Here is a 20308-nt window from a genome sequence, read left to right on the forward strand (position 1 = left end):
GGAGGTATTTAGTATGAATAAGCTAGTGAATTTAGCACATACCAATGAAGATTACAAAAGATTAGGAATCACGAAAGAACCTGCTGAATGGGAAGATGGTATGAGGACAGATGGTCAAGCGGGAAGTTACGAATGGTGGTATTTTGACTCCGAATTTACAGATGGAACTAAAATTGTAGTCGTGTTCTTCACCAAGTATGAGTTCGACCTTAAAGGTGAGGCTTGCCCAACGATACGATTTGATGTGACATTGCCGGATGGAAGAAGCATTTCGAAAAAAATATCCGAAGAGAAGGGGAGTACAATTCGAGCTTCCAAAGAAACATGTGATGTGAAAATTGATAGAAGTAGTATCCAATATTCCAATGGCAATTATTTGATTCATTTTGTTGATGATGACATTGAATATCGCTGTACCATGAAATCTATCGTGCCCATGTGGAGACCCAAAACAGGACATGTATTTTTTGGAGAGAAACAAAAGGACTTCTTCGCATGGTTCGTTGCCCAGCCTTCTGCCGATCTGGAGGCCGTACTTACTGTGAATGGTCAACGCCGCGAATTAGTCGGTAACGGATATCATGATCATAATTGGGGCAACGCAGAAATGAATAAGCTCATCAATCATTGGTACTGGTGCCGTGCAACTATTGGACCTTATACCATAATCTCGTGCGATATCATTGCGGAGAAAAAGTATGGTTATACACGTATGCCTCTCATCATGATCGCTAAAGACGGTGAGATTCTGGATGATCGTGAGGAGAGTACGAAGATAGAACGTAAGGACACGATTAAACATCCCTTTACAAAGAAATTTATGGATAACCAATTGAAGTTTATTCAGTCATCTTACAATAACACTTCTTATCAAATTGAGTATCATCGGGAAACTGACATCGTTGCGGCTTCATTATTAGAAGGTATGAAACTTTCTGTACCTATGCGATTGGCAATAAAAGTATTGAGAATAAATCCAACGTATGTTCGATGTATAGGGACAGTAAAGCTGACAGTCAACGAGAATGGGAAGCAAGAGGTGTATCAGCAGGAAGGTCTATGGGAGCAGATGTTCTTTAGTTATATTAAAAACGCAATTATTCGTGAATAACAGAAGGAGACAAGTTCATATGAAAGTACTAATTATTTTTGACCATCCTTACACAGCAACGGCGTCAGAGAATATTCCTCATCAAAGAAGCTATTCAGCAGCATTATTGGCTGCGGCTACTAGAGGTCTTCATTCTGGTGGACACCAGGTAGATCTCATTGACTTGCACGCAGATGGATTTAATCCTGTGATGTCAGGAGAAGAACTGTCGGCGTGGAGACAAAAGAAAACCCTCGATCCTCTGGTAAAAGATTATCAAAAAAGATTGCTTGCAGCGGATCATATAATCTTTATTTTCCCAATATGGTGGGAATCGATGCCTGCATCAACGAAAGGCTTTTTAGATAAAGTGTTTGCCAAAGGAATCATTTATGAGGAACCTAAAAAAGGTAGACCCTTTGTTAGCGAGTTAAAAAGGCTTAAGGGTGTATCACTATTAACGGTAATGGCCACCCCAGGGTTCTTCTATAGATGGATATTTGGTAATCCTATTACTAAAATACTATTTCGTGGTACATTTCGGAAAATGGGGTTTCACAAGTTGAAATGGTATAACTATGCTGGTATGGATGGTCATACACTAGAAGTTAGAACGAAAGCATTAGAAAGAACAGAGAAACGCTTTGCATCACTTTAAATTTCTGGGGTTAAAGAGGTTTTTTTAATTAACTGACTAGGGAGCTTTGACAATCGGGTGACAAGGACTGATTCGTTTATCAATTAGATAATATTTAAAAAAGATATCTATCCGGGTCATGTTTCAGCATGTTTACGGTCTTATTAAGGTCAGGTGATGTACTTCACGGGAAACTTTTGCTTTTGAGAATCAAATGCCCCTCCTCTTTATTTTGCGGAAGGGGCCAAATTCAAAATAATGCTTTTATAATTTTGCGTCGATCTCCAGCTTGAAATCATTTGACTATACGGGAACATTTTTTCTTTTCTCTGAAGTCTCCGGCTAAAATCAAAAACAGACCTGACCATCGTCGTTTTAAACCTTTTTGCCGGGATGAAAAACGGTGTCAGGACGAAATGTTCATAGCAGTTTGAATGTTTTTCAGATCGAGCTGGATTTGCTCTGGAATATGGTAAGGATGGTATAAGCCATGCCGCATCATGTAAGTGGTTATCTTTTCATAAGAATCTATGGCCTCATCGAGCTGTTTCATCAAAATTTGCTTGATTTCAGGGGTGGCACATTCGGTCACGGCCATGGCGTAGTTTCTGACTCCGCTCTTGGCGTTCATCAAAAAATCCATTGCGATGACGTCATCGGTCAGCGTATGAAGCCCTGTCATGTGTTCTAATATTGGGTTCATTTTTTTATCTCCTATAAAGTCGTTTTAGTCAGCACTCCACCGAGCTCCTGAAGCTGCTGTTGTGATATTTTTACTTCTTGTTGCAAAATTTGTAAAAGATCTGGGTCGGTTACCAGTGTTTGCATGGTCTTGGATTTAGTCATGCAAACCGTCTTGAACGCAGCCATTTCATGAACCTCGAGTATCTCATGCAAAGCGTAATTGGAATTCATTCGGATTTCCTCCCATGTATCTATCCATATTCAAGGCTTTAAGATGACTTTAATGCAATCGTCCGTTTTCGTATCGAACACTTCATAGCCTCGCTTGGCCTCGCTAAGCGGAATGACGTGCGTAACAATGTCGCCAGGGTCCACTTTGCCAGACGTAACCAACTCGTACATATATGGCATGTAGTGAATGACCGGAGCTTGTCCGGAACGGATATTCACGTTTCGCTGCATGATGTCACCGAGCGGGAATCCGTTATAGCGTCCGCCGTATACCCCAGTGACTTGAATGGTTCCGCCTTTGCGGACAGCTTGAGATGCAATGATAAATGCGCTCATGGTGCCGCCTTGCAGTTTCAAACCGCTGGCTAAAAATTCAAGATCGCTCATCTTGCCGTCCATTCCTACCGCATCAATCACGACATCGGCGCCGCCTTTGGTCATTTCCTTGAGAGTGTTCCCAATATTCTTATCCTGTTCGAAGTTTACGATTTCCACATTGTTCGTTCGCTTCGCATGCTGTAAGCGGTAATCGACATAGTCGACGGCTATTACACGTTTAGCTCCTTTCAGCCAGCAGAATTTCTGGGCCAGGAGTCCGACCGGACCGCAGCCGAGCACGATGACCGTATCTCCATTCTTTACGCCGGCGTTATCTACGCTCCAGAATGCCGTCGTCATGGCATCGGCGATCAAGCTTAGCTTTTCGTCTGGTTGTTCGCAGTTTTCAGGAATCTTGAAGTGGGTAAAATTGGCAAATGGAACCCGTAAATACTCGGCTTGCCCGCCAGGATATCCGCCGGTCGTTCCGGAGTAGCCGAAATATGCGCCCATATCCCCGTGTTCGTTTGAATTGTCACATTGGCTTTCAAGCTGATTTTTGCAAAAAAAGCATTCTCCGCATGCGATGTTAAACGGAATGATCACACGGTCGCCTTTTTTTACCTTTGTCACGCCAGGACCTACTTCTTCTACGATCCCCATCGGCTCATGTCCGATGACATAGTTCTCCTGAAGGTTAGGGATCATCCCGTGAATAAGATGAAGGTCAGAACCGCAAATGGCGGTACTGGTGATCTTTACGATCATATCGTCCGGTTTCACAATCTTCGCATCAGGCACCTCTTTGACCACGACATTTTTAATCCCTTGATACGTTACCGCCTTCATGCTTTATGTCCTCCAATATGCTCATCTGGGGTCCGATCAAACATCCCTTTACGCGACGTATCATCCGGGAACAGATTCATCTGCCCGATCATCACCGTATTTTTCGCCGAAAGCTGGTCGAGTTGGTACTGTTCATTTAGCTCGTAAGGATGGAACCATTTTTTGCGAATCATGAGCTCCGAGATTTCTTGGTGCATTGCAATTCCCAGCTTAAGGTGATTGTGCAGCAGGGCTCTTACATCAGGTGAAGCCGTTTCCGTCAGGGCGATGGACAAATTACGCACACCCTCTTTGGCACGAATAAGGAAGTCCATGGCAAAAGTCATGTCAGCCATTTCCGGCATATTTAATGAATTAATCGGATCTAAATAATCGGTATTCATCTGAGTTCCCCTTAATGTGTTATAGGTATCGGATTATTCGGAACGGGTGCTTGGAAAGGAGCTCTTGCATATATTGCTTGCAGCTCAGCGATCTGTTGTATGGATTGAGTTACGTCTTTCTGCATTAAGGCTTTTAGCTCTTGGTCAAAGACCAGGCCTTGCATAAGTTTCGACTTAGCAAGGCAGAGCGTTTTGAAGTTTAACGCTTCATGCAGTTCCATCGATTCGTGCGGCGCTAGCGTTGGATTAGCCATTCAGAGATGAACACCTCCTTTTTTCATCAACGTTAGATTTTCCAATGCATTGGATCTTATACTAAAATGGAATGCCTGAGAAGTAAGATCCGAATATTCCCATGCAGTCGCAGGGATATAAACAAAATCTCAACCGCATACTTGATCTAGCCACAGAAAATGCAAGAAAACCGGCAGAAGGTGCACTTAACTCGAGTGGTAATACGCTGGAGCAGCATGCATCTAACGCGGTTTCTGAGGTGCAGACGGCTTGAAATCAGGCAATAAGCTCGATGAGAGAATCTGAGAGAGTCACCGTAAAATGCTTCGGCTTGCGCCGAAGTTTTTTGTTTCTTTAAGATGTCTCGACATTTTCAAAAAGACGTAAAAATGATTAAGACCCAGGGATTAGAAAAAGTCTTGAACATTTTATAGGTAATCGAAACCGGGCGTATCTTTATTTGCTTTCCGAAATGGGGAGATGACGTTACATTTACGGTTGCGGAAGTTGTTGAGGGTCGGTTGCATATCACTAGGTCCTTCATCAGTGTCCAAAGTGTAATTACTGATGGAAGGGGAACCCAGTGGGTACTGGATACCGCTGCGACGGGCTTTTGCCTGCAATGCAAAAAAAGAAACCCAGGATATTTAAATAGCCTGGGTTTCTCGGCACTCTAAAATAGAGCTTCTTTTTGTTTGAATTAACGATCAGCGAACGGGTTGGGGAAACCTAAACTCGTATGTGCTTGATTTGCATAGTTTTGGTTATATCCGACATTTGCGTTATTAATATTTGGAAAATTATTGGAGTTACTTTCGATTTGGTTAACCGCTTGAATCATTGATTGTAATTGCTGTATAGCAACCTGGTGTCCTTGAAGGGCGGATTGAATCGTATTGGCAGCTTGTCTTTCACGTTGAGCTAATTGTTCTAATTGTTGGGTATTTTGCTGTTCTTGTTGAAGCAAGCGTTGGTAGTTCTGACTTGCTTGCTCAGTTTGATGAATCAGCTGTTGAATAGAGTTTTTAATTTGTTGAGTGGATTGGTATGACATTGTATACCTCCTTTAAATTTTAAATCTATAATTAGATTGCTTAATCAAAATTAAATTATACATGTAAATTTCTTTATTTTGGTATGTAGTATAACAACGCTAATAGTTAGGTAAAGGCAGGTAGAATCATGATAGCCATTTAAAATAACATTATAAATAGAAAAGAAGCTTGTCATCCTTTCTGGTAACAGTTTTTTTATTATGTTTACCTTAAATAACAATCTCGCCTGTGGGGGATTCTAGAGAAATATCTCAAATTCTAATCAGAATGAGGACGGAATTCATGAAGCAAACTTCCAGTAAAATTGAAGAAGACAAAAAACTGAAATGGTGGCAACTGAGCTTGTTAGGCATAGCAGGCACTATAGGAATTATTGCGGTGATTGCGCTGAGTGATTGGATCGTTCAACACTTCCGTGCCAAGAAGGACGGTTCTGTTAAGGAGCACGCTGTAGACGGACAGACCAATGAATATCGTTCACTGAAGGGTGGTGCTGAGTTTCGAATCAAAAGTATCAGGTCACGAAAGAACAAGGTCTAATGAAAAAAGAGCAGCCGTGCAGCCTGTACACCAAAATAAAAACCAAAGCCAATCAGTGACAGACCTGATAGAACGGAGATCGCCTTTAATACATGGACGGTCAGGAATTTACGAAAGAGGCTGGAGGCTGCAGCCATCGTTGCGTCCCAGAGCAGAATTCCGAAGACTATTGCTCCACTGTAGATCAATAACTGCTGCATCGGATACTCGCTAACCGCCTTGGCTAATATTGAGCCGTAGATACCCAGCCAAAATAGGATGGAGAGGGGATTAAATAAGGACATCAGGAATCCCGACAGATAAGGTTTGGATAGTGAGGCATCGATTCCCCTCAGTCCAACAGCTGAGATTTCTCCTGAATTTTTAATGCTGTCTACACCTGAATAGACGAGAACAAAGAACCCGAACAGCCACAAGAAGACTTTAACAAATGGGGCGTTCAGCAGATGAATGAGGCCAAAATAGACGAGCAGCATGTAAATAATATCGGCGCATACTGCCCCAAGGCCAACAGCCCAGGCATGCATGAACCCTCCGCGGAGTCCCTTATCCAACTGCGCCGCATTAATGGGACCGATAGGAGCTGAAAGGGATAGCCCCAGAAAAATATAACCTATAAATACGTTAATGTTGTCCGCCTCCTTTATGTAGATAGCTTATTCCCATAAAGATAGTTGTAGGACAACCAAAAAAAACGTGAAAAATCAAGGCCAAAGTACTTAAAAGAAACTTTGAAGTTAGCCAAATAAAAAACACATATCTCATAAAGTTGAAAACATGAGAAGACGGCATCTCCCTTATAAAAAAGAAAAATGCCGTTTTTTGAAAGTTCTTTTAAGCGAACTTAGAAAGCCATGTTTTTCACTGGCTTTGAAGATAACACTTTGCGCTAGACAAAGAATGTCTGGAAGGGTGGCACTCAGCCTTTGACATGTAATGGGGGAGGAATCAGCCAACCTTTTTTCTTGTTCATGTGCAGGATTCCCATAATGGTACTGCAGCCCACCAGCCCAGCGGCATTATCTGCAGCGATTTTGGATGCGATCTCCACATCGGTGAACCTGGCACCTACGGGAATATCCTCCACCTGTACTTCCGGACGGTCAGGGAGTGTGGGCACTGAAGCAATACCGACTGCCCCAAGGAGAGCGTCACACTCACTGCTTTCCAGCTCAGCCTGGTTAATTAAATCGCCAAGTACTTTTTTTAGGTCATCGTCGCCAGCATGAGATTGAAATGCTCGATAGAGTGATACTAGCCCTTTTGCAGCCGTTGATGTCGTCCACACATTAAAAATCTCTCCATAATGCATGGGCTCTTCTTTTGAATTTCCGCCTAAAATCCCTGTCATTAATAGGCTCCTTATTGTTAGATTTGAACAAGTACTAGCATGCCCAAAAATAATATAGTTATTAAATTCCTCTTTAGAATGACAGCATTGCCTTTGGAGTAACAATGCTATAAATACAACCTTAAAGACCACAATAATCAGTATGATCATCACCATTTATGGACTTGTCGCTATCTTGATGATTCCAGTGGCTGGATATTTATCTGACTGTTTTGGTCGGAAAATCGTCATATTACCAAGTCTACTGCTTGCTGCCATAGGCGGAGCCGTTTGTGTTGCCGATGCCTGGTTCTTAACTGGAGTTAATGCTTATTGGGTAATACTTAGAGGGCGTTTTCTCCAAGGAATCGGAGCAGCTGGCTCATTTCCGATCGTACTTCCTTTCATAGGGGATCTATTCAAAGATGAAAGGCAGGTCACTAAAGGATTGGGAGTCATTGAGACTTCCAACACCTTCGGTAAAGTGTTAAGTCCAATCCTTGGTGCTTATCTCGGTACATTGCTATGGTATGCGCCCTTTATAGCGATTCCGGTCTTGTGTCTAATTTCTTTTACGCTGGTTGTATTTCTTGTTAAAAAACCAAAAATAGAGGAGAGGGCTGAAACGAAAAGCATTGGGCAATTTTTGAACGGCATCAAAGGAATCTTGCATGAGAAGGGTCGATGGTTGTACGCCATCTTTACCATTGGAGGAATTTGTATGTTTGCGACCTTTGGAGTGTTGTTCTATTTATCCAAGACCTTGGAGTCGAAGTATAAACTGCATGGAGCTTCAAAGGGATTTGTGCTGGCAATTCCTCTTGCGCTATTGTGTCTGGCCTCTTATGGAAGCGGCAGAATCATTGGGAAAAACAAGCTGTTGATGAAATGGCTCGGTTTTATCGAAATGGTTCTGCTCATGAGTGCAATGCTGATTACAGGCATTAGTAAGAATATTTATTTCATGGTAGGATTCTTAAGTGTAAGTGGGATTGGGAATGGTGTTGTATTGCCTTGTATGGATGCACTGATCACGGAAGGAATTGATAAAGAGAACCGCGGTACGATTACTTCCTTAAACAGCAGCATGAGATTTATAGGGGTTGCAATGGGGCCACCGGTCGTTTCACTTTTAATGAGTCAAGGGCATTGGGTCTTATTCGGTACCATGGCTGCCGTAGGAGCAGTCGGGGGACTATTATCCTTATTAGCTGTTACTCCAAGCAAGGGGAAGACAGGTGGAGAGAACGATCAGAAGCGAAGTAGCATCAAGCATACGAAAGGGGATCCAATGCGCCGACGTGTGCGGTAGTACAGCTTGGATCGTTCAAATTTTGTGGCGAACTTATCAGTTTAAGTAACGAAACAACTTTTGAACCTACAAGTCGGAATATCATTATTTAATCTTATGAATCAATACGATGAATATGTAGAACAACAGCAAGGCAGACTGAAGATTCTTTGGATAGGAAGTCTAGAAAAGGGGAGAATATTTTTGGGTGCTACCCTGCCCAATAATTTTTGGAGGGAAAAAAATATGAAGAAGGTTGCTGCTCTTGCATCAGTTGTATGTCTTAGTTTGCTTTTATGTATTCCAGCATTTGCATACCAGGATAGTACAAACACTGGAATTCAAGCATACTACTCAGTCAATCAAACTTATGACAACTTGAATGCAAAGAATGTTAATACAACGGGGAATGAGAATTCAACAGATATTCAGAATGGGAATTACAGAGCCCAAGCAGTCTCAGATGAAAATCGGGGGAATAATTGGAGCTGGTTGGGTCTTTTGGGCTTAATTGGACTTACAGGTTTACGGAAAAGAAGCTCCGAAAGAAGCTAAGCTTTTTAATGCCACAAGGGAACAACTTTTTTCAACAAAACCCTATCAAGTTTATGCTTGATGGGGTTTTGCATTGGCAGCTTGAGTTGAGCGTAACTTGAGGATATCATAAGCGAAAACGTGAACATTTACACTTCAATAATGATCGGAAGAATCATTAGACGCCGTTTTGTTTTCTCATAAAGAAATTTGCTTAAGGTCTCCTTGATGAGTTGCTATGGACAAGCTGATTGATTTCTTCCATCAGCTTGTTGGTGTCCGGTTCGTTTAATAGGCGGGCGTCTGTCTCGCTCAGCGTAATGACCGTAATCAGGACACCGTCCGCAGACAATTCCGATTGAAATAACATAAATAATGGTCAGCAGTTAGGTTTACTCCTTGAAGCAAAGAAAATGAAAATCGCAAAAAATAGAGCTAAAAACGAGCTTAAGGAAATCCAACTGATAGAGAAATCTCAAAGGGATGGTACATATGCGTCGGAAATCCGTATCTCAAACAAATTTTATGAAAATCGTCCTGATGTGAAAGAACTGATTAAGAACCAAAATATTAAGGTGATATCCTGGAAAGCAATTCGTGATCTTCATTGGAACAGTTTAAAATAACCGCCTCTGATGATCAGACACCGACTAAAAGAAAAAGTTTATCAAAAGGCCGCTTATCCAAATGGGATTGAAGGCCAGTACAACCAAAACCCAAAACTTATTATTTTACAGTGTAAAAATGCATATAATGTAATTGATACCATGAGGAGGGTTAATTCTTACCTACATACATATGTACAAAATACGGGTTTTGTGAATAAGTATAAGAATAACAACCAGGAGCGCTTGTTTGAGCTGTTATTTGTTGTATATGTTCAATGATTTCGAACTTGTTTATATCCGTTTCATATTTACAATTATACACTTTCGTCTTATCCCAAATTTAATTCATGTTAGTTTTCACACGGTTTATTCTTAGTTGAAATTGCTTTTTTGAATCTCGCGGTTATTTCTGAGTGATTCCAGCAAAAATGGTTATTTGTATGACTTGTAACTGTTATTTATATTTCGATTATTTACTTTAATTTTTGACTTTAATAAATGTAGTTTACACCACAAGCTCTGAGTTCCACCGATATTTATTCAATTCTGCTGGCTAATCCTAAATCAGAGTTCTCGATTCAGATCAAAAAATCTGATTTTGTGAAAGCGCTATTATTCATTGGGAATCTCTTCTCTAATAGCATAATCGCTATCTCCTTTTCATGATGTGTCTATCCCCTAACCGTTCTCAATTTCCGGAGAATCTCTAAAAGCATAACATTGAGACTGACCCATACACCGCCGAATACATATCCTGCAAAGACGTCGCTGGGATATTGCATCCTGAAATAAATCCGACTGATCCCTACTGCCAGGCAGATTAGGATTACGCTCAAAATGATGGGCACCCGGATATATCGAAAGCTATAATATCGCAGCAGTAAGAAAGCCGAAAAACCGCATACTGTCAGCGAAATCAACGTCTCTTTACTTGGGAAGGTGTTCAAAAACTGAAAGCCAGCCGTTACAGGTCCTAAACGATGGAACACCATGCGCAAAATCTCGTCAATTAACTCTCCTCCGGCAACTACCCATACAAGAAAGTTCAAGTCTAATCTACGCTCTTTACTGTGCCGCATGATCCAAAGTGCTGCCAAAACAAGCACGGGACCATAGAAATAAAATGTGCCTAGCTTCGTAAAGGTATGCATCCATCCCCTCCATTCGGTACCGAATGTGACTGCAACCAGATAAGACACGATCTCATCAAACTGCCCGAATTCCTGGGCCAGAAAGTCCTCGATCAAAACGAGCATCAGCGAGAAAAATAAAACGAAAAAGGCAAACGATGCGAGCAATAGAAACCGAACCCTACCGAACGAGTTAAAGTGGCGCCCACCCTGTATGAGTAACTGCATGAGTGTTTCGACTACCTTAATTTTATACTTGCGATACACATAGATTACGATGGTCAGGAGTGCCGATGCGATACCAAAGATGATCATATAGCGGTTGACCGTTGAATGATACTTCTCCCATTTGAGGCCAAGAACTTTACCCAAGGAGATGAACAAGCTCACCCAAAAGATCGCGCCGGTATAGGCAAAAAGAGCGTAACGCTTAAATGGCATGCGTGTCACGCCGCAAAAATACCCGGTAATATGCCGGACTCCAGGGATGAAATAAGCTACTAAAAGCAGTTTATCCCCATATTTTTCAAACCAGAAGCTCATTTTGTCCACGCGTTCTTCCGAAAGATGGACACGTTCTCCGTATCGCGCGATGAACGGCCTCCCCAAACGGTAACCAATCCAATAAGAGAGAGTTACTCCGATCAAGACCCCTAACCCGGCAGCCACGATGCTAAGGAACCAGTTCAGCTTATGTTCATATACAGAGAGGCCGATATAGCTCATCAACATCTCCCCCGGAAGCGGCAATGCCAGCATTTCGAGGCACAAGAACAAAAAGATAAGCCCGTATCCGTAATGTTCCAGCAAATTCGTCAATATGTAGTCACCTTCCGAAATATAGGCGGATTGCAGACGATCACCCCGCCTTGTTCTGTTGGATTTTAACGTGGACGTGATCATAGCGCTGATGACGACGACACCCAGCAACCTTGGGAATTACCGTTCCGTCATCCCCGAGAGGACGAACGAAGTACCTTATTAATATCATTCCTACTCACACCAGCTTTTAATACTTTTCCCCAATCCAGCGCAATTGAAAACCCATGAATCCCGTTTGGTGGCGTATCGTTATCTAACTGAAGAAGCTCCTGAACTGTCGCAAGAACGAGTTCAGGAGCTTTTTTATTGAAATTGTATTAGCAACTGACCATTGGGATCAGCTTCTGATAATTCATTTCTTTTCTTATTATTGTCCTTTTTCCATGACAGCAAAATAATTCTGTTCATTATCTGCGAAGTTGAACACTCTTCCATTGGGAAGTTCTACAATATCTCCAACGGTGACATTTTTGTCCTTCAAATCACGATATAATTGATCGAAATTTTCGGTGAAGTACATTAAAGATGGTGCTCCCAGGTTCATTCCAGGATTCATATTGGCAACGAACTCTTTATTATGAAGAACAATGCTAGTTGCTGCACCTTCAGGAGCAAGCTCGATAAATCTCATCGGGCCATTGGTTACATCCGCAATCACTTCAAACCCCAGCTTTTCTGTCCAGAAATCTCTGGACTCGTCTTGATTATTCACATACAACATAACTTGGCCAATTTTGTTAATCATAATATATGCACCCCTTAGATGGATTAATTAATCTCAAACCTTCGCATTTTAACAAACAATCATAGTCGACTTGTGGGACAGACCTTTACTTAAATGACTCCAACCGTTCTTCCAGTCGATCCCAAGTTTCAGTGATTCCTTGCAGCATGCCCATGTCCATTACGGTTTTAAGCGCCTCTGCCGACACATATTCAGAACGATTTACCAGTTTAGTCTTGCCGCCCAGATCTATAAATTCCAACGTGATTAAGGTCGATGGCAGGGATTCATTTACATTACCTTCAGCATCCGAAAAGTAATCAGTGTAGATGATCTTCTCCGGCTCGACAATCTCACTATAAATGCCTTTCCCCCACGATTCCATCCCGTAAAATGTACCTAGATTCTGATCTACGCACTTCATACAGTAATGCCATACGCCACCCGGACGGAAATCGATGGTGCATACCGGGATCTCCCAGCCTCTTGGTCCCCACCAATGTTTGATATGCTCTGCTTCTTTAAACATCTGGAAAACAAGTTCGCGTGGAGCGTCGAATACACGCTCTAGCACCAGGACGCGATCGTTCTCTACGCTTGACACCATTTTGTTTGACATTGTTATTATCCCTCCCAATCTAATGATGTTACGGTTTGTCCTTATTTTGCAGTTCACGTAAGTAATTATCCAAGTTATCTAACCGTTCTTCCATAATATGACGGAAGGACTGGACCCAAGAATCCATTGCTTGGAAGGGCTCAGGCCGGAGTGTGTAAATCCGGCGGTTCGCATCAATTCGCACTTCCACAATCCCGCTATCGCTAAGCACTTTCAAATGCTTCGATGCTTGTGGCTGACGAAGCCCCAGTCGGTCGGCGATTTCACCCACGGCTAGAGGACCGTTACTCAACAATTGAACAATATTCATGCGATTAGGTTCAGCTAAAGCACTCAGCGTCGTTATGTCCATTCCCGGACGTATGCCGGACATGTTACTCACCTCTGTATACAATGGTTTCTTGTCTAATCATCTCCTTGATTTAGGGTAACTTTCAACCTGACGCTCATAATATACCTTATACTGAATATTCCTGTCAAGGAATATTGAATGTAAACTTCATGGTAATTATTAGTTGACTTTGTATTTAAATCGTAATTTAGAAAGTAGCATTCCGGGAAGGATTTGTAATCAACATGAACGCCCCTACCCCCTTATTATTTGCTCGCTTTTTCTATATTAATCCGAATTTTACATCTGAAATTTCAGTAGTAAAAGTAAACATCAACATATTCCGTTTCATGAGTTAAGAAGCGCATCGCCATAGTTTTCCTGCCCTTTTCTATATCTCATCAAAGATAAAAAAAAGCCCTCCTTCACCCGTCCGAAGACGCAGGGAAAGAGAGCTCTCTTATATAGTAGAAAAATAAAAATCCGGGCATTAAATGCACTTTCAGTTACACGCGGAGCGTAGTATAACGATTGGCGGGACGTTTAAGTCCCAGATGGTCACGCAGCGTGCGTCCGGTATACTCTGTGCGGAACACTCCTCTGCGTTGCAGCTCAGGAACAACCAGATTAACGAAGTCATCCAGGCCGCCCGGCAGGTGAGAGAACGAGACGTTAAAGCCATCCGCTGCTCCCTTCAGGAACCATTCCTCCATAATATCGGCGATCTGCTCCGGCGTTCCAGCAATTGAGCGTTTGTTAGTCACTCGCTCATATAGCTGGCGAAGCGTCAGTCCCTTGTCCATCAGATCAAGAATGCCCTTGAGAACGGTTTTACTCTGATTATATTGATCAAGATCCGGTCGAATTGGTAGCGGCTCATCAAGGGGGTAAGAGGAAACATCCTGGCCAAGATGATGGGAAAGGATATCCAGACCTAACTGCGGCGGCGTCAAGCTCTCAATGAGCGCCTTCTGCTCATTCGCCTCTTCCTCTGTCCGGCCGATAATCGGCATAATGCCAGGCAATATTTTTAGATCATGCCGGCTTCTTCCGTACTTGGCCATTCTCCCCTTAAGATCCTCATAAAACTGCTGACTAGCCAGTAGTCCCTCGGCAGAATAAGAGCTGACAAGTGCGAAGACGACCTCCGCTCTAGCTGCTGCCATCTCCTTGCCAGCCTCCGAAGCTCCCGCCTGAACTAACACGGGATAACCTTGCGGGGGTCTTGCTACATTGAGCGGACCCTGCACCTGGAAGTGTTTGCCCTTGTGCTGGATATTATGCAGCTTGTCCTTATCTGCGAAATATCCGCTCTCTTTATCAAAGAGCAGCGCATCATCTTCCCAACTGTCCCACAGTCCTTGCGTCACATCAACGAACTCCTCGGCTCGTTCATATCGATTATGATGTTCCGGATGCTTCTCAAGGCCAAAATTGCGCGCCTCCTCATCCGTTTGCGAGGTAACAACATTCCATGCGGTCCGCCCATTGCTGATGTGATCCAGTGTAGCCATCTTCCGGGCGATATGATATGGCTCATTGTAGGTGGTGGATATTGTCGCCGCCAGCCCGATATGCTTTGTGGCAACGGCCAGCGCCGAGAGCAAGGTGAAGGGCTCAGGGCGAATGGTGCTGGAATGGCTGATGCCCGATTCAAAGCGATCCCATACATACAGATCATCTGCATAGAAGAACATATCGAATTTCCCGCGTTCTGCAGTCTGAACGATATTCTTATAATAGTTAAAATCAAGCAGTCCTTCGGGAATCGAGCCCGGATGCCTCCAACTGGAGATTTGCCCTCCCGCCGGGTAGAACATCATTGCCCCAAGCGTCATTTGCCGTTGCTGTGTGCTCACATTGTTAGCCTCCCTGTCATGTGTTTGATTCTTATATGATTAATTTCAAACTAGATTTACACCTTATCGTGCATAACGACTGACAGGCCTGGTCAATCCCAGGGTGTCCCGCAACGTACCACCAGGATATTCCGTACGGAATAGTCCTCTGCGCTGGAGTTCAGGCACTACTAGCTCTATAAAATCGTCAAGGCCTCCCGGCAGATTAGGGAATGGCATAATAAACCCATCCGCTGCCCCTTCTTTAAAATAAGTTTCCATAATATCGGCAATTTGTTGCGGAGTACCGGCAACTCCATTGTTGTAGATTTTTTTGAAAAGCTGACGTGGCGTCAGGCGCTCTTTCTCCAGTAAACGAATAACACGCTCCATCCGACTTTTGCTTTGGTTGTGCTGATCCAGGCTCGGGATAAAAGGAAGCGGCTCGTCCAGCGACAAATGAGTAATATCCTGTCCTAAATAATGCGATAGCAGATCAGCAAGTAAAGAATCGGGGATCAGTCCATCGATAAGCTCACGCTTTGCTTGGACCTCAGCTTCTGTTCTTCCGATAATAGGCATAAATGAAGGCATGATTTTCAATTCGTGCTGCTCTCTGCCGTATTTAGACAGGCGTCCCCTCAAATCTTCAGAGTAGGCCTTGGCCTCTTCTAATGGTACCCAGGGGGTAAAAGCCAATTCAGCGCTACTTGCTGCTAGCTCTCTTCCGGAATCGGAAGCCCCAGCCTGAACCAGAACCGGATACCCCTGAGGCGGGCGAGTAACGTTAAGCGGACCGCGGACCCGGAAAAACTCACCTTCATGGTTCAGATAATGTACCTTGTCGGGATCGGCAAATTCCCCCCGCTTTTTATCTGCTACGATGCTGTCTTCTTCCCAGCTGTCCCATAAGCCAAGTGTGACATCGACGAACTCCCGAGCCCGCTTATAACGTGTGCTGTGCTCTAGGTGACTCTCTTTATTGAAATTACGAGCCTCTTCATTGGCTGAAGAAGTGATCACGTTCCATGCCGCCCGACCCTTACTGAAATGATCCAGTGTGGCCAGTTTACGCGCAATATGGTATGGGTCGTTATACGATGTAGAAATCGTAGCTGCTAGTCCAATATTTTTCGTTACCGAAGCCAGAGACGCCATTAACGTGATCGGTTCTGGACGAATGCTATTGGCCCCGCGGATACTTGAATCAAAACGATCCCAAACATAAAGATTGTCCGCATAGAAAAACAAATCGAATTTAGCGCGCTCTGCTGTCTGAACGATATTCTTATAGAAATCGAAATCCAGCATTTGTGAGGCATCCACCTCTGGGTGACGCCAGCTAGCAATATTCTCACCGGATGGATAAAACATCATGGCTCCAAGTGACATTTGACGGTTATGATTACCCATTTACGAGTTCCTCCCAATCGATTATTTCAAAAAGCCTTCCTGCTTCAACCATGCTTTGGCCACATCTTCCGGCTCTTTCTGCTCAGCGTCGACCTGTCTGTTCATCTCGCGAATGGCTTCAAGTGAAACTTTGTTGCTCAGCTTATTAAGTACTTCTTTAAGCTCAGGATGTGCTTCTAGCGTCTCATTGCGTACGAGCGGTGCAGCATAGTAAGGAATAAAGATATGTTTATCGTCCGCCAGCGGAACGAGATTGTTCACCTCAAAAATACCTTTCGTAGCCAGGGTGATCATTACATCTGCTTCTTTATTTTTAAGAGCTTCCAGCTGTAGCGGTGGACTGGAGATCCCGAGAAGCTTCTTAAAGTTAAAGCCGTACGCTTCCTTAACGAGTCTATAGCCGTCTGGACGGTTGGATTTCTCGATCATCGGATCTGCTGCAAATATTAGTTCGTTGGAATGCTCTGCCAATTGCGTGAGGTTAGTAATCCCGTATTTATCCGCAACTTCCTTCCGTATAGCAAAAGCGTACGTACTGTCAAATCCGAGCGGATCCAGCATTGTCAAATGCTCCTGCTCGTTCAACATGGTCTTAACCGTGTTATAGACCTTCTCTGGGTCACGCTCTGGCGGCTGTTTCAAAATATTCATTAGAGCTGTGCCCGTATACTCCACATAGGCATCGACATCGCCCTTCTTAATCGCTTCCCAAAGAATATTGTTATCGAGCTTCACCGTTTCAACATTAAGCGAGGTATTTTCCGTCACAATAAATTTCAGCAACTGTTGCATAACATTTGACTCGGTATTCCCCTTAGTCGCGATAACGATTTTAGAGGGCTTAGCGTTACTGCAACCGGCAATAACAAGAACAATGATAGCTAACAGTAGAATGCTTACCTGTTTAAACGTTCGCTGTTTCAAATTATGAACTGATGATCTCTTAGATGATTGCATAAATTTCTCCCCATTCTTAGTTGTTTAGTTGGATTTATTCTTACGAAGCCCTTTAGGCGTTAAGAATCGATTGAGTTGTAGCAAGCCAATATTGATCAGAATAACCAGCAAAGATACAGGGATTGCACCTTCCAGAATTCGTGCAGTGTTCATATCATTAATCCCTGTCGTAATAATATCTCCTAGTCCGCCAGCAGCAATGAAGGTCCCGATTGTAGCCATACTAATCATCTGAATGGCCATTAGCCTTACACCGGCCAAAATATAGCTGCGTGCAATCGGTACTTGAACCATCCATAGCAGCTGCCAGTTTGACATCCCCATCCCGCGACCTGCTTCAGTCAGTGCAGGACTGACCGAAGTGATACCCACATATGTATTCTGGAGTACCGGCAAAATTCCATAGAAGGTTAACACGATCAGCGCTGGTTTAAAGCCAATGCCGAACACTGGAACCATAAAGCCGAATAGTGCCAGAACGGGAATCGTCTGTACGGCAGAAACAACTGTAATAATAGAATTGGCCAATCGCTTATGGCGCGAAAGATAGATTCCAAAAGGAATTGAAATCAGACAAGCCAATGCCAAAGAAAGAAGAGACAATTCAATGTGCTGTAAAGTCTTTTCAATGACGATTGGCCAATCCTCCTGTAGCGTGTTCCAAAAATGGTTCAAACGACAACCTCCCGTTCTTGGGCAAATCCCTTGCAGGCATAGATTTTGCTCCCTTGTTTAAACTCCACATCCATAACTCTTATCATCTTCAAATCCTTTCTCCATATAAAAAAAGGACTCATCTTCCCGTCGCGTTAGCTTACAGGAAAATGAGACCTCCGAATGGTATGGTCGACCTCTTGAATTATTATATTGTAATAATTGATAATCACAATTTAATATTATATTCACACTAGTAAATTGTCAACAACTAATATTATATAATCTTATCGGATTTATATGTTTTTCTTATAAATGAAACACGTATACGTATATTTATGTTAGAGCTCCTTGTTCAGCTCCACCCTTTCACTGCTCCAATCCCATAGCTCAAGCGCACGACTGAGATCATAGGATTCTTCGGAGGAGGCAATTTCCTTCGGGCCGTCCCAGTACGTTCCGCTCTGCAAAGAATTTTTTAATACCAGTTGCGCAAGGTCATTGCCGGACTGCTTAGTTGTACGAATAGCCGAGCTGACGAAGCGAAACAGCGGCATGACATGATTCCAGATAAACTGCATAAAGGGCTTGTAGTCTCTGGCCAATGCCGAACCTTTACCAGGCATCGCGCCAGGATTAAAGGCGACAACGGAGATGGATGGCTTGGACTGCTGAACTCGGCGTGACAGCTCATACGTAAAGTACAGGTTAGTAAGCTTGGAGGTCGCATAACGTACCATTCCCTTGGAAAAGTCGTTCAGATCGTGCAGGTACTGATCCGAAGCCACAGGATCGGCCATAGTTCCGGGGCTTGCGTAGCGAACAGACATCGCAGAATTCCCCCTTGACTGGTGCGTATCACTACTAACAACAACGATTCGTCCTGGCTCCATCAGTTGATGATACAGCAGCCGCACGAGCAGAAAATGACCCATATGATTAACTCCAAAGGTTGCTTCAAGGCCATCCGCTGTTACTTGAGTGCCCTGTACAAAAGCCGCGCCGGCATTGCAGACGATTGCATGCAGCGGAGGATGATCCGCCTTCGTGAATTGGTCTGCAAATTGCTTAATCGACGAGAACGAGGACAAATCCAGTACCATCGCAGAGATATGGGGATTCCGAGTATCGTGAATCAAGGCTTGCGCCGCTTCGTTTCCTTTTTGCTGACTGCGTGATGCGATGATGACATGCCACTCGGTTGAGGCACTGGCTATGACTTTTGCCGTTTCAAACCCGAGACCTGTATTGCCTCCTGTAATGATGACCGTTTTTGCAGCTGTTTGCATTTATCTTTCACCTCTCCTCTTCCATTGAAGTTTCTGTACAATTCTTATCGCTTGGGTTTTCGAAAAGCTCCCGAAAGTGTTCAATCTTAAAGGCAATGATTTTTTGAATTTCAGACAATCTAGCAATTTCGCATTGAATATTTCGGTTATGCTCCTCCAGTAGGGACAGTCTTCCAGGTATAGTTTCATCACCGGAACTCGTCATTTCCTGAAAACGTTTCATTTCTGCTAGCGTCATCCCCGTCGCTTTCAAGCGGGTTAGAAAAAGAATACTATGAATTTGTTCACGACTATACACCCGATGCCCGTTTTTCTTACGATCCGCATAGGGCAGCAAGCCTATTTTCTCATAATAACGAATTGTATCTTCCGTCAGCCCTGTCAATTGTGCGGCTTGCTTGATAGAGGTAACAAGCTCCGGAATTTTCTGGGTGAGACTAGCCCATTCAGTGTTACCAGTTAAGTGGGACATTTTCGTTAAAGAAGCCTCCTTGTAGATATATATCCAGGGTTCGCCGTACTGCAGATCGTAAATCCCTGAGTTTCTAATTGCTTAGCCGTTTAAATGTACAACTTGGAGTACACTCCAAGTCAAGCAACCAGGTGTAGCGGCTGTATTTCAATGTTTTCCTAAAAGGCTCTCGTTTAGTATGCTTTACCGTGCATAAGAAAAAACACCTTCAAAGTTGTTCGCCACGTCCGCTGACATGGGAGCATCCTCTGAAAGTGTTTTGTTTTGTCCAACTC

At 43.4% G+C, this 20308-nt stretch carries 25 protein-coding genes and 2 pseudogenes; 7 read left to right on the plus strand and 20 right to left on the minus strand.

The window, feature by feature from the left end; all coding sequences use genetic code 11:
• Window positions 1–13 precede the first annotated feature (13 nt).
• Together ACFORK_RS10380 and ACFORK_RS10385 are read left to right on the plus strand one after the other, a co-directional pair.
• On the plus strand, window positions 14–1111 hold the full coding sequence (locus tag ACFORK_RS10380; protein WP_379198349.1) for a hypothetical protein: 1098 nt from the start codon (window positions 14–16) through the stop codon (window positions 1109–1111).
• A 19-nt stretch (window positions 1112–1130) separates the two neighbouring features.
• Window positions 1131–1748 carry an NAD(P)H-dependent oxidoreductase gene (locus ACFORK_RS10385; RefSeq protein WP_379198351.1) on the plus strand — a complete coding sequence of 206 codons (618 nt, stop codon included), beginning with the start codon at window positions 1131–1133 and terminating at the stop codon, window positions 1746–1748.
• 385 nt (window positions 1749–2133) lie between these two features.
• Here the strand turns inward: ACFORK_RS10385 and ACFORK_RS10390 are convergent, their stop codons facing one another.
• Genes ACFORK_RS10390 through ACFORK_RS10410 form a run of 5 tightly spaced genes read right to left on the minus strand, consistent with a single transcriptional unit; the run spans window position 2134 to window position 4446 of the window.
• Window positions 2134–2430, minus strand: a complete 297-nt coding sequence (locus ACFORK_RS10390) for a spore coat protein (RefSeq protein ID WP_379198354.1) — start codon at window positions 2428–2430, stop codon at window positions 2134–2136.
• A gap of 11 nt (window positions 2431–2441) precedes the next feature.
• On the minus strand, window positions 2442–2642 hold the full coding sequence (locus ACFORK_RS10395) for a hypothetical protein (protein WP_379198355.1): 201 nt from the start codon (window positions 2640–2642) through the stop codon (window positions 2442–2444).
• Between the two features lie 30 nt (window positions 2643–2672).
• Complete coding sequence (locus ACFORK_RS10400; RefSeq protein WP_379198357.1) at window positions 2673–3809, minus strand: zinc-dependent alcohol dehydrogenase; 1137 nt, start codon at window positions 3807–3809, stop codon at window positions 2673–2675.
• Window positions 3806–4192: a spore coat protein gene (locus ACFORK_RS10405; protein ID WP_163753828.1), complete on the minus strand. Its 387-nt coding sequence runs from the start codon at window positions 4190–4192 to the stop codon at window positions 3806–3808. The genes ACFORK_RS10400 and ACFORK_RS10405 overlap by 4 nt, the downstream gene beginning before the upstream one ends.
• Before the next feature lie 11 nt (window positions 4193–4203).
• On the minus strand, window positions 4204–4446 hold the full coding sequence (locus ACFORK_RS10410; protein WP_379198360.1) for a spore gernimation protein GerQ: 243 nt from the start codon (window positions 4444–4446) through the stop codon (window positions 4204–4206).
• Window positions 4447–4860: 414 nt separating this feature from the next.
• Here ACFORK_RS10410 and ACFORK_RS10415 point away from each other — a divergent pair.
• Window positions 4861–5040: pseudogene (locus ACFORK_RS10415) on the plus strand (L-dopachrome tautomerase-related protein); the annotation flags it as partial.
• Window positions 5041–5126: 86 nt separating this feature from the next.
• On the opposite strand, the gene ACFORK_RS10420 reads toward ACFORK_RS10415, so the two are convergent.
• Window positions 5127–5480 (minus strand): hypothetical protein, encoded by a 354-nt coding sequence (locus tag ACFORK_RS10420; RefSeq protein ID WP_379198362.1) that lies wholly within the window; start codon window positions 5478–5480, stop codon window positions 5127–5129.
• Between the two features lie 283 nt (window positions 5481–5763).
• Between ACFORK_RS10420 and ACFORK_RS10425 the strand changes: the two genes are divergently transcribed.
• A complete protein-coding gene (locus ACFORK_RS10425; protein ID WP_379198364.1) occupies window positions 5764–6021 on the plus strand; it encodes a hypothetical protein in 258 nt (85 codons plus the stop codon).
• On the opposite strand, the gene ACFORK_RS10430 is transcribed toward ACFORK_RS10425, so the two are convergent.
• Together ACFORK_RS10430 and ACFORK_RS10435 are read right to left on the minus strand one after the other, a co-directional pair.
• The gene (locus ACFORK_RS10430) at window positions 6018–6650 is read right to left on the minus strand and encodes a LysE family transporter (protein WP_379198606.1); all 633 of its coding nucleotides are present in this window, start codon (window positions 6648–6650) and stop codon (window positions 6018–6020) included. The two genes, ACFORK_RS10425 and ACFORK_RS10430, sit on opposite strands and share 4 nt — an antisense overlap.
• 290 nt (window positions 6651–6940) lie before the next feature.
• The gene (locus ACFORK_RS10435) at window positions 6941–7372 is read right to left on the minus strand and encodes a DUF3231 family protein (RefSeq protein ID WP_379198608.1); all 432 of its coding nucleotides are present in this window, start codon (window positions 7370–7372) and stop codon (window positions 6941–6943) included.
• Between the two features lie 142 nt (window positions 7373–7514).
• On the opposite strand from ACFORK_RS10435, the gene ACFORK_RS10440 reads away from it, so the two are divergent.
• Together ACFORK_RS10440 and ACFORK_RS10445 are read left to right on the plus strand one after the other, a co-directional pair.
• Window positions 7515–8663 (plus strand): MFS transporter, encoded by a 1149-nt coding sequence (locus ACFORK_RS10440; RefSeq protein ID WP_379198366.1) that lies wholly within the window; start codon window positions 7515–7517, stop codon window positions 8661–8663.
• 96 nt (window positions 8664–8759) lie between these two features.
• Window positions 8760–9197, plus strand: coding sequence for a WGxxGxxG family protein (locus ACFORK_RS10445; protein ID WP_379198368.1), 438 nt, complete (start codon window positions 8760–8762; stop codon window positions 9195–9197).
• A gap of 128 nt (window positions 9198–9325) precedes the next feature.
• Here the strand turns inward: ACFORK_RS10445 and ACFORK_RS10450 are convergent.
• A pseudogene (locus ACFORK_RS10450) lies at window positions 9326–9406 on the minus strand (hypothetical protein); the annotation flags it as partial.
• Window positions 9391–9546 (minus strand): hypothetical protein, encoded by a 156-nt coding sequence (locus ACFORK_RS10455; RefSeq protein WP_379198370.1) that lies wholly within the window; start codon window positions 9544–9546, stop codon window positions 9391–9393. The pseudogene ACFORK_RS10450 and the gene ACFORK_RS10455, both read right to left, overlap by 16 nt.
• Before the next feature lie 43 nt (window positions 9547–9589).
• Between ACFORK_RS10455 and ACFORK_RS10460 the strand changes: the two genes are divergently transcribed.
• On the plus strand, window positions 9590–9802 hold the full coding sequence (locus tag ACFORK_RS10460) for a hypothetical protein (RefSeq protein WP_379198372.1): 213 nt from the start codon (window positions 9590–9592) through the stop codon (window positions 9800–9802).
• A gap of 653 nt (window positions 9803–10455) precedes the next feature.
• On the opposite strand, the gene ACFORK_RS10465 is transcribed toward ACFORK_RS10460, so the two are convergent.
• From ACFORK_RS10465 to ACFORK_RS10510, 10 genes are all read right to left on the minus strand, one after another.
• Window positions 10456–11817 (minus strand): VTT domain-containing protein, encoded by a 1362-nt coding sequence (locus ACFORK_RS10465; protein ID WP_379198374.1) that lies wholly within the window; start codon window positions 11815–11817, stop codon window positions 10456–10458.
• A 286-nt stretch (window positions 11818–12103) separates the two neighbouring features.
• On the minus strand, window positions 12104–12481 hold the full coding sequence (locus tag ACFORK_RS10470; protein WP_379198376.1) for a VOC family protein: 378 nt from the start codon (window positions 12479–12481) through the stop codon (window positions 12104–12106).
• Between the two features lie 85 nt (window positions 12482–12566).
• Window positions 12567–13079, minus strand: coding sequence for an SRPBCC domain-containing protein (locus ACFORK_RS10475; RefSeq protein ID WP_379198377.1), 513 nt, complete (start codon window positions 13077–13079; stop codon window positions 12567–12569).
• Between the two features lie 28 nt (window positions 13080–13107).
• Window positions 13108–13452: an ArsR/SmtB family transcription factor gene (locus ACFORK_RS10480; RefSeq protein ID WP_379198379.1), complete on the minus strand. Its 345-nt coding sequence runs from the start codon at window positions 13450–13452 to the stop codon at window positions 13108–13110.
• Between the two features lie 464 nt (window positions 13453–13916).
• Complete coding sequence (locus tag ACFORK_RS10485) at window positions 13917–15269, minus strand: LLM class flavin-dependent oxidoreductase (protein WP_379198381.1); 1353 nt, start codon at window positions 15267–15269, stop codon at window positions 13917–13919.
• 63 nt (window positions 15270–15332) lie between these two features.
• Window positions 15333–16661: an LLM class flavin-dependent oxidoreductase gene (locus tag ACFORK_RS10490; protein WP_379198383.1), complete on the minus strand. Its 1329-nt coding sequence runs from the start codon at window positions 16659–16661 to the stop codon at window positions 15333–15335.
• A gap of 21 nt (window positions 16662–16682) precedes the next feature.
• Window positions 16683–17618: an ABC transporter substrate-binding protein gene (locus ACFORK_RS10495; RefSeq protein ID WP_379198385.1), complete on the minus strand. Its 936-nt coding sequence runs from the start codon at window positions 17616–17618 to the stop codon at window positions 16683–16685.
• Between the two features lie 24 nt (window positions 17619–17642).
• Window positions 17643–18293 carry an ABC transporter permease gene (locus ACFORK_RS10500; RefSeq protein WP_379198387.1) on the minus strand — a complete coding sequence of 217 codons (651 nt, stop codon included), beginning with the start codon at window positions 18291–18293 and terminating at the stop codon, window positions 17643–17645.
• A gap of 320 nt (window positions 18294–18613) precedes the next feature.
• Window positions 18614–19561: an SDR family NAD(P)-dependent oxidoreductase gene (locus ACFORK_RS10505; protein WP_379198389.1), complete on the minus strand. Its 948-nt coding sequence runs from the start codon at window positions 19559–19561 to the stop codon at window positions 18614–18616.
• Between the two features lie 7 nt (window positions 19562–19568).
• Window positions 19569–20033 (minus strand): MerR family transcriptional regulator, encoded by a 465-nt coding sequence (locus ACFORK_RS10510; protein WP_379198391.1) that lies wholly within the window; start codon window positions 20031–20033, stop codon window positions 19569–19571.
• Window positions 20034–20308: the final 275 nt, after the last annotated feature.

Source organism: Paenibacillus sp. GCM10012306, from assembly GCF_042649265.1.
In the GTDB taxonomy this organism is placed as follows: Bacteria; Bacillota; Bacilli; order Paenibacillales; family Paenibacillaceae; genus Paenibacillus_AQ.

Bases quoted from the DNA above. Each gene is read 5' to 3' on its own strand.
- ACFORK_RS10420 (WP_379198362.1), bottom strand. From the start codon at position 5,480: ATGTCATACCAATCCACTCAACAAATTAAAAACTCTATTCAACAGCTG.
- ACFORK_RS10480 (WP_379198379.1), bottom strand. From the start codon at position 13,452: ATGTCCGGCATACGTCCGGGAATGGACATAACGACGCTGAGTGCTTTA.
- ACFORK_RS10475 (WP_379198377.1), bottom strand. From the start codon at position 13,079: ATGTCAAACAAAATGGTGTCAAGCGTAGAGAACGATCGCGTCCTGGTG.
- ACFORK_RS10505 (WP_379198389.1), bottom strand. From the start codon at position 19,561: ATGCAAACAGCTGCAAAAACGGTCATCATTACAGGAGGCAATACAGGT.
- ACFORK_RS10465 (WP_379198374.1), bottom strand. From the start codon at position 11,817: ATGATCACGTCCACGTTAAAATCCAACAGAACAAGGCGGGGTGATCGT.
- ACFORK_RS10405 (WP_163753828.1), bottom strand. From the start codon at position 4,192: ATGAATACCGATTATTTAGATCCGATTAATTCATTAAATATGCCGGAA.
- ACFORK_RS10385 (WP_379198351.1), top strand. From the start codon at position 1,131: ATGAAAGTACTAATTATTTTTGACCATCCTTACACAGCAACGGCGTCA.
- ACFORK_RS10455 (WP_379198370.1), bottom strand. From the start codon at position 9,546: ATGTTATTTCAATCGGAATTGTCTGCGGACGGTGTCCTGATTACGGTC.
- ACFORK_RS10510 (WP_379198391.1), bottom strand. From the start codon at position 20,033: ATGTCCCACTTAACTGGTAACACTGAATGGGCTAGTCTCACCCAGAAA.
- ACFORK_RS10440 (WP_379198366.1), top strand. From the start codon at position 7,515: ATGATCATCACCATTTATGGACTTGTCGCTATCTTGATGATTCCAGTG.
- ACFORK_RS10400 (WP_379198357.1), bottom strand. From the start codon at position 3,809: ATGAAGGCGGTAACGTATCAAGGGATTAAAAATGTCGTGGTCAAAGAG.
- ACFORK_RS10395 (WP_379198355.1), bottom strand. From the start codon at position 2,642: ATGAATTCCAATTACGCTTTGCATGAGATACTCGAGGTTCATGAAATG.
- ACFORK_RS10410 (WP_379198360.1), bottom strand. From the start codon at position 4,446: ATGGCTAATCCAACGCTAGCGCCGCACGAATCGATGGAACTGCATGAA.
- ACFORK_RS10470 (WP_379198376.1), bottom strand. From the start codon at position 12,481: ATGATTAACAAAATTGGCCAAGTTATGTTGTATGTGAATAATCAAGAC.
- ACFORK_RS10435 (WP_379198608.1), bottom strand. From the start codon at position 7,372: ATGACAGGGATTTTAGGCGGAAATTCAAAAGAAGAGCCCATGCATTAT.
- ACFORK_RS10390 (WP_379198354.1), bottom strand. From the start codon at position 2,430: ATGAACCCAATATTAGAACACATGACAGGGCTTCATACGCTGACCGAT.
- ACFORK_RS10490 (WP_379198383.1), bottom strand. From the start codon at position 16,661: ATGGGTAATCATAACCGTCAAATGTCACTTGGAGCCATGATGTTTTAT.
- ACFORK_RS10495 (WP_379198385.1), bottom strand. From the start codon at position 17,618: ATGCAATCATCTAAGAGATCATCAGTTCATAATTTGAAACAGCGAACG.
- ACFORK_RS10380 (WP_379198349.1), top strand. From the start codon at position 14: ATGAATAAGCTAGTGAATTTAGCACATACCAATGAAGATTACAAAAGA.
- ACFORK_RS10445 (WP_379198368.1), top strand. From the start codon at position 8,760: ATGAATCAATACGATGAATATGTAGAACAACAGCAAGGCAGACTGAAG.
- ACFORK_RS10425 (WP_379198364.1), top strand. From the start codon at position 5,764: ATGAAGCAAACTTCCAGTAAAATTGAAGAAGACAAAAAACTGAAATGG.
- ACFORK_RS10460 (WP_379198372.1), top strand. From the start codon at position 9,590: ATGAAAATCGCAAAAAATAGAGCTAAAAACGAGCTTAAGGAAATCCAA.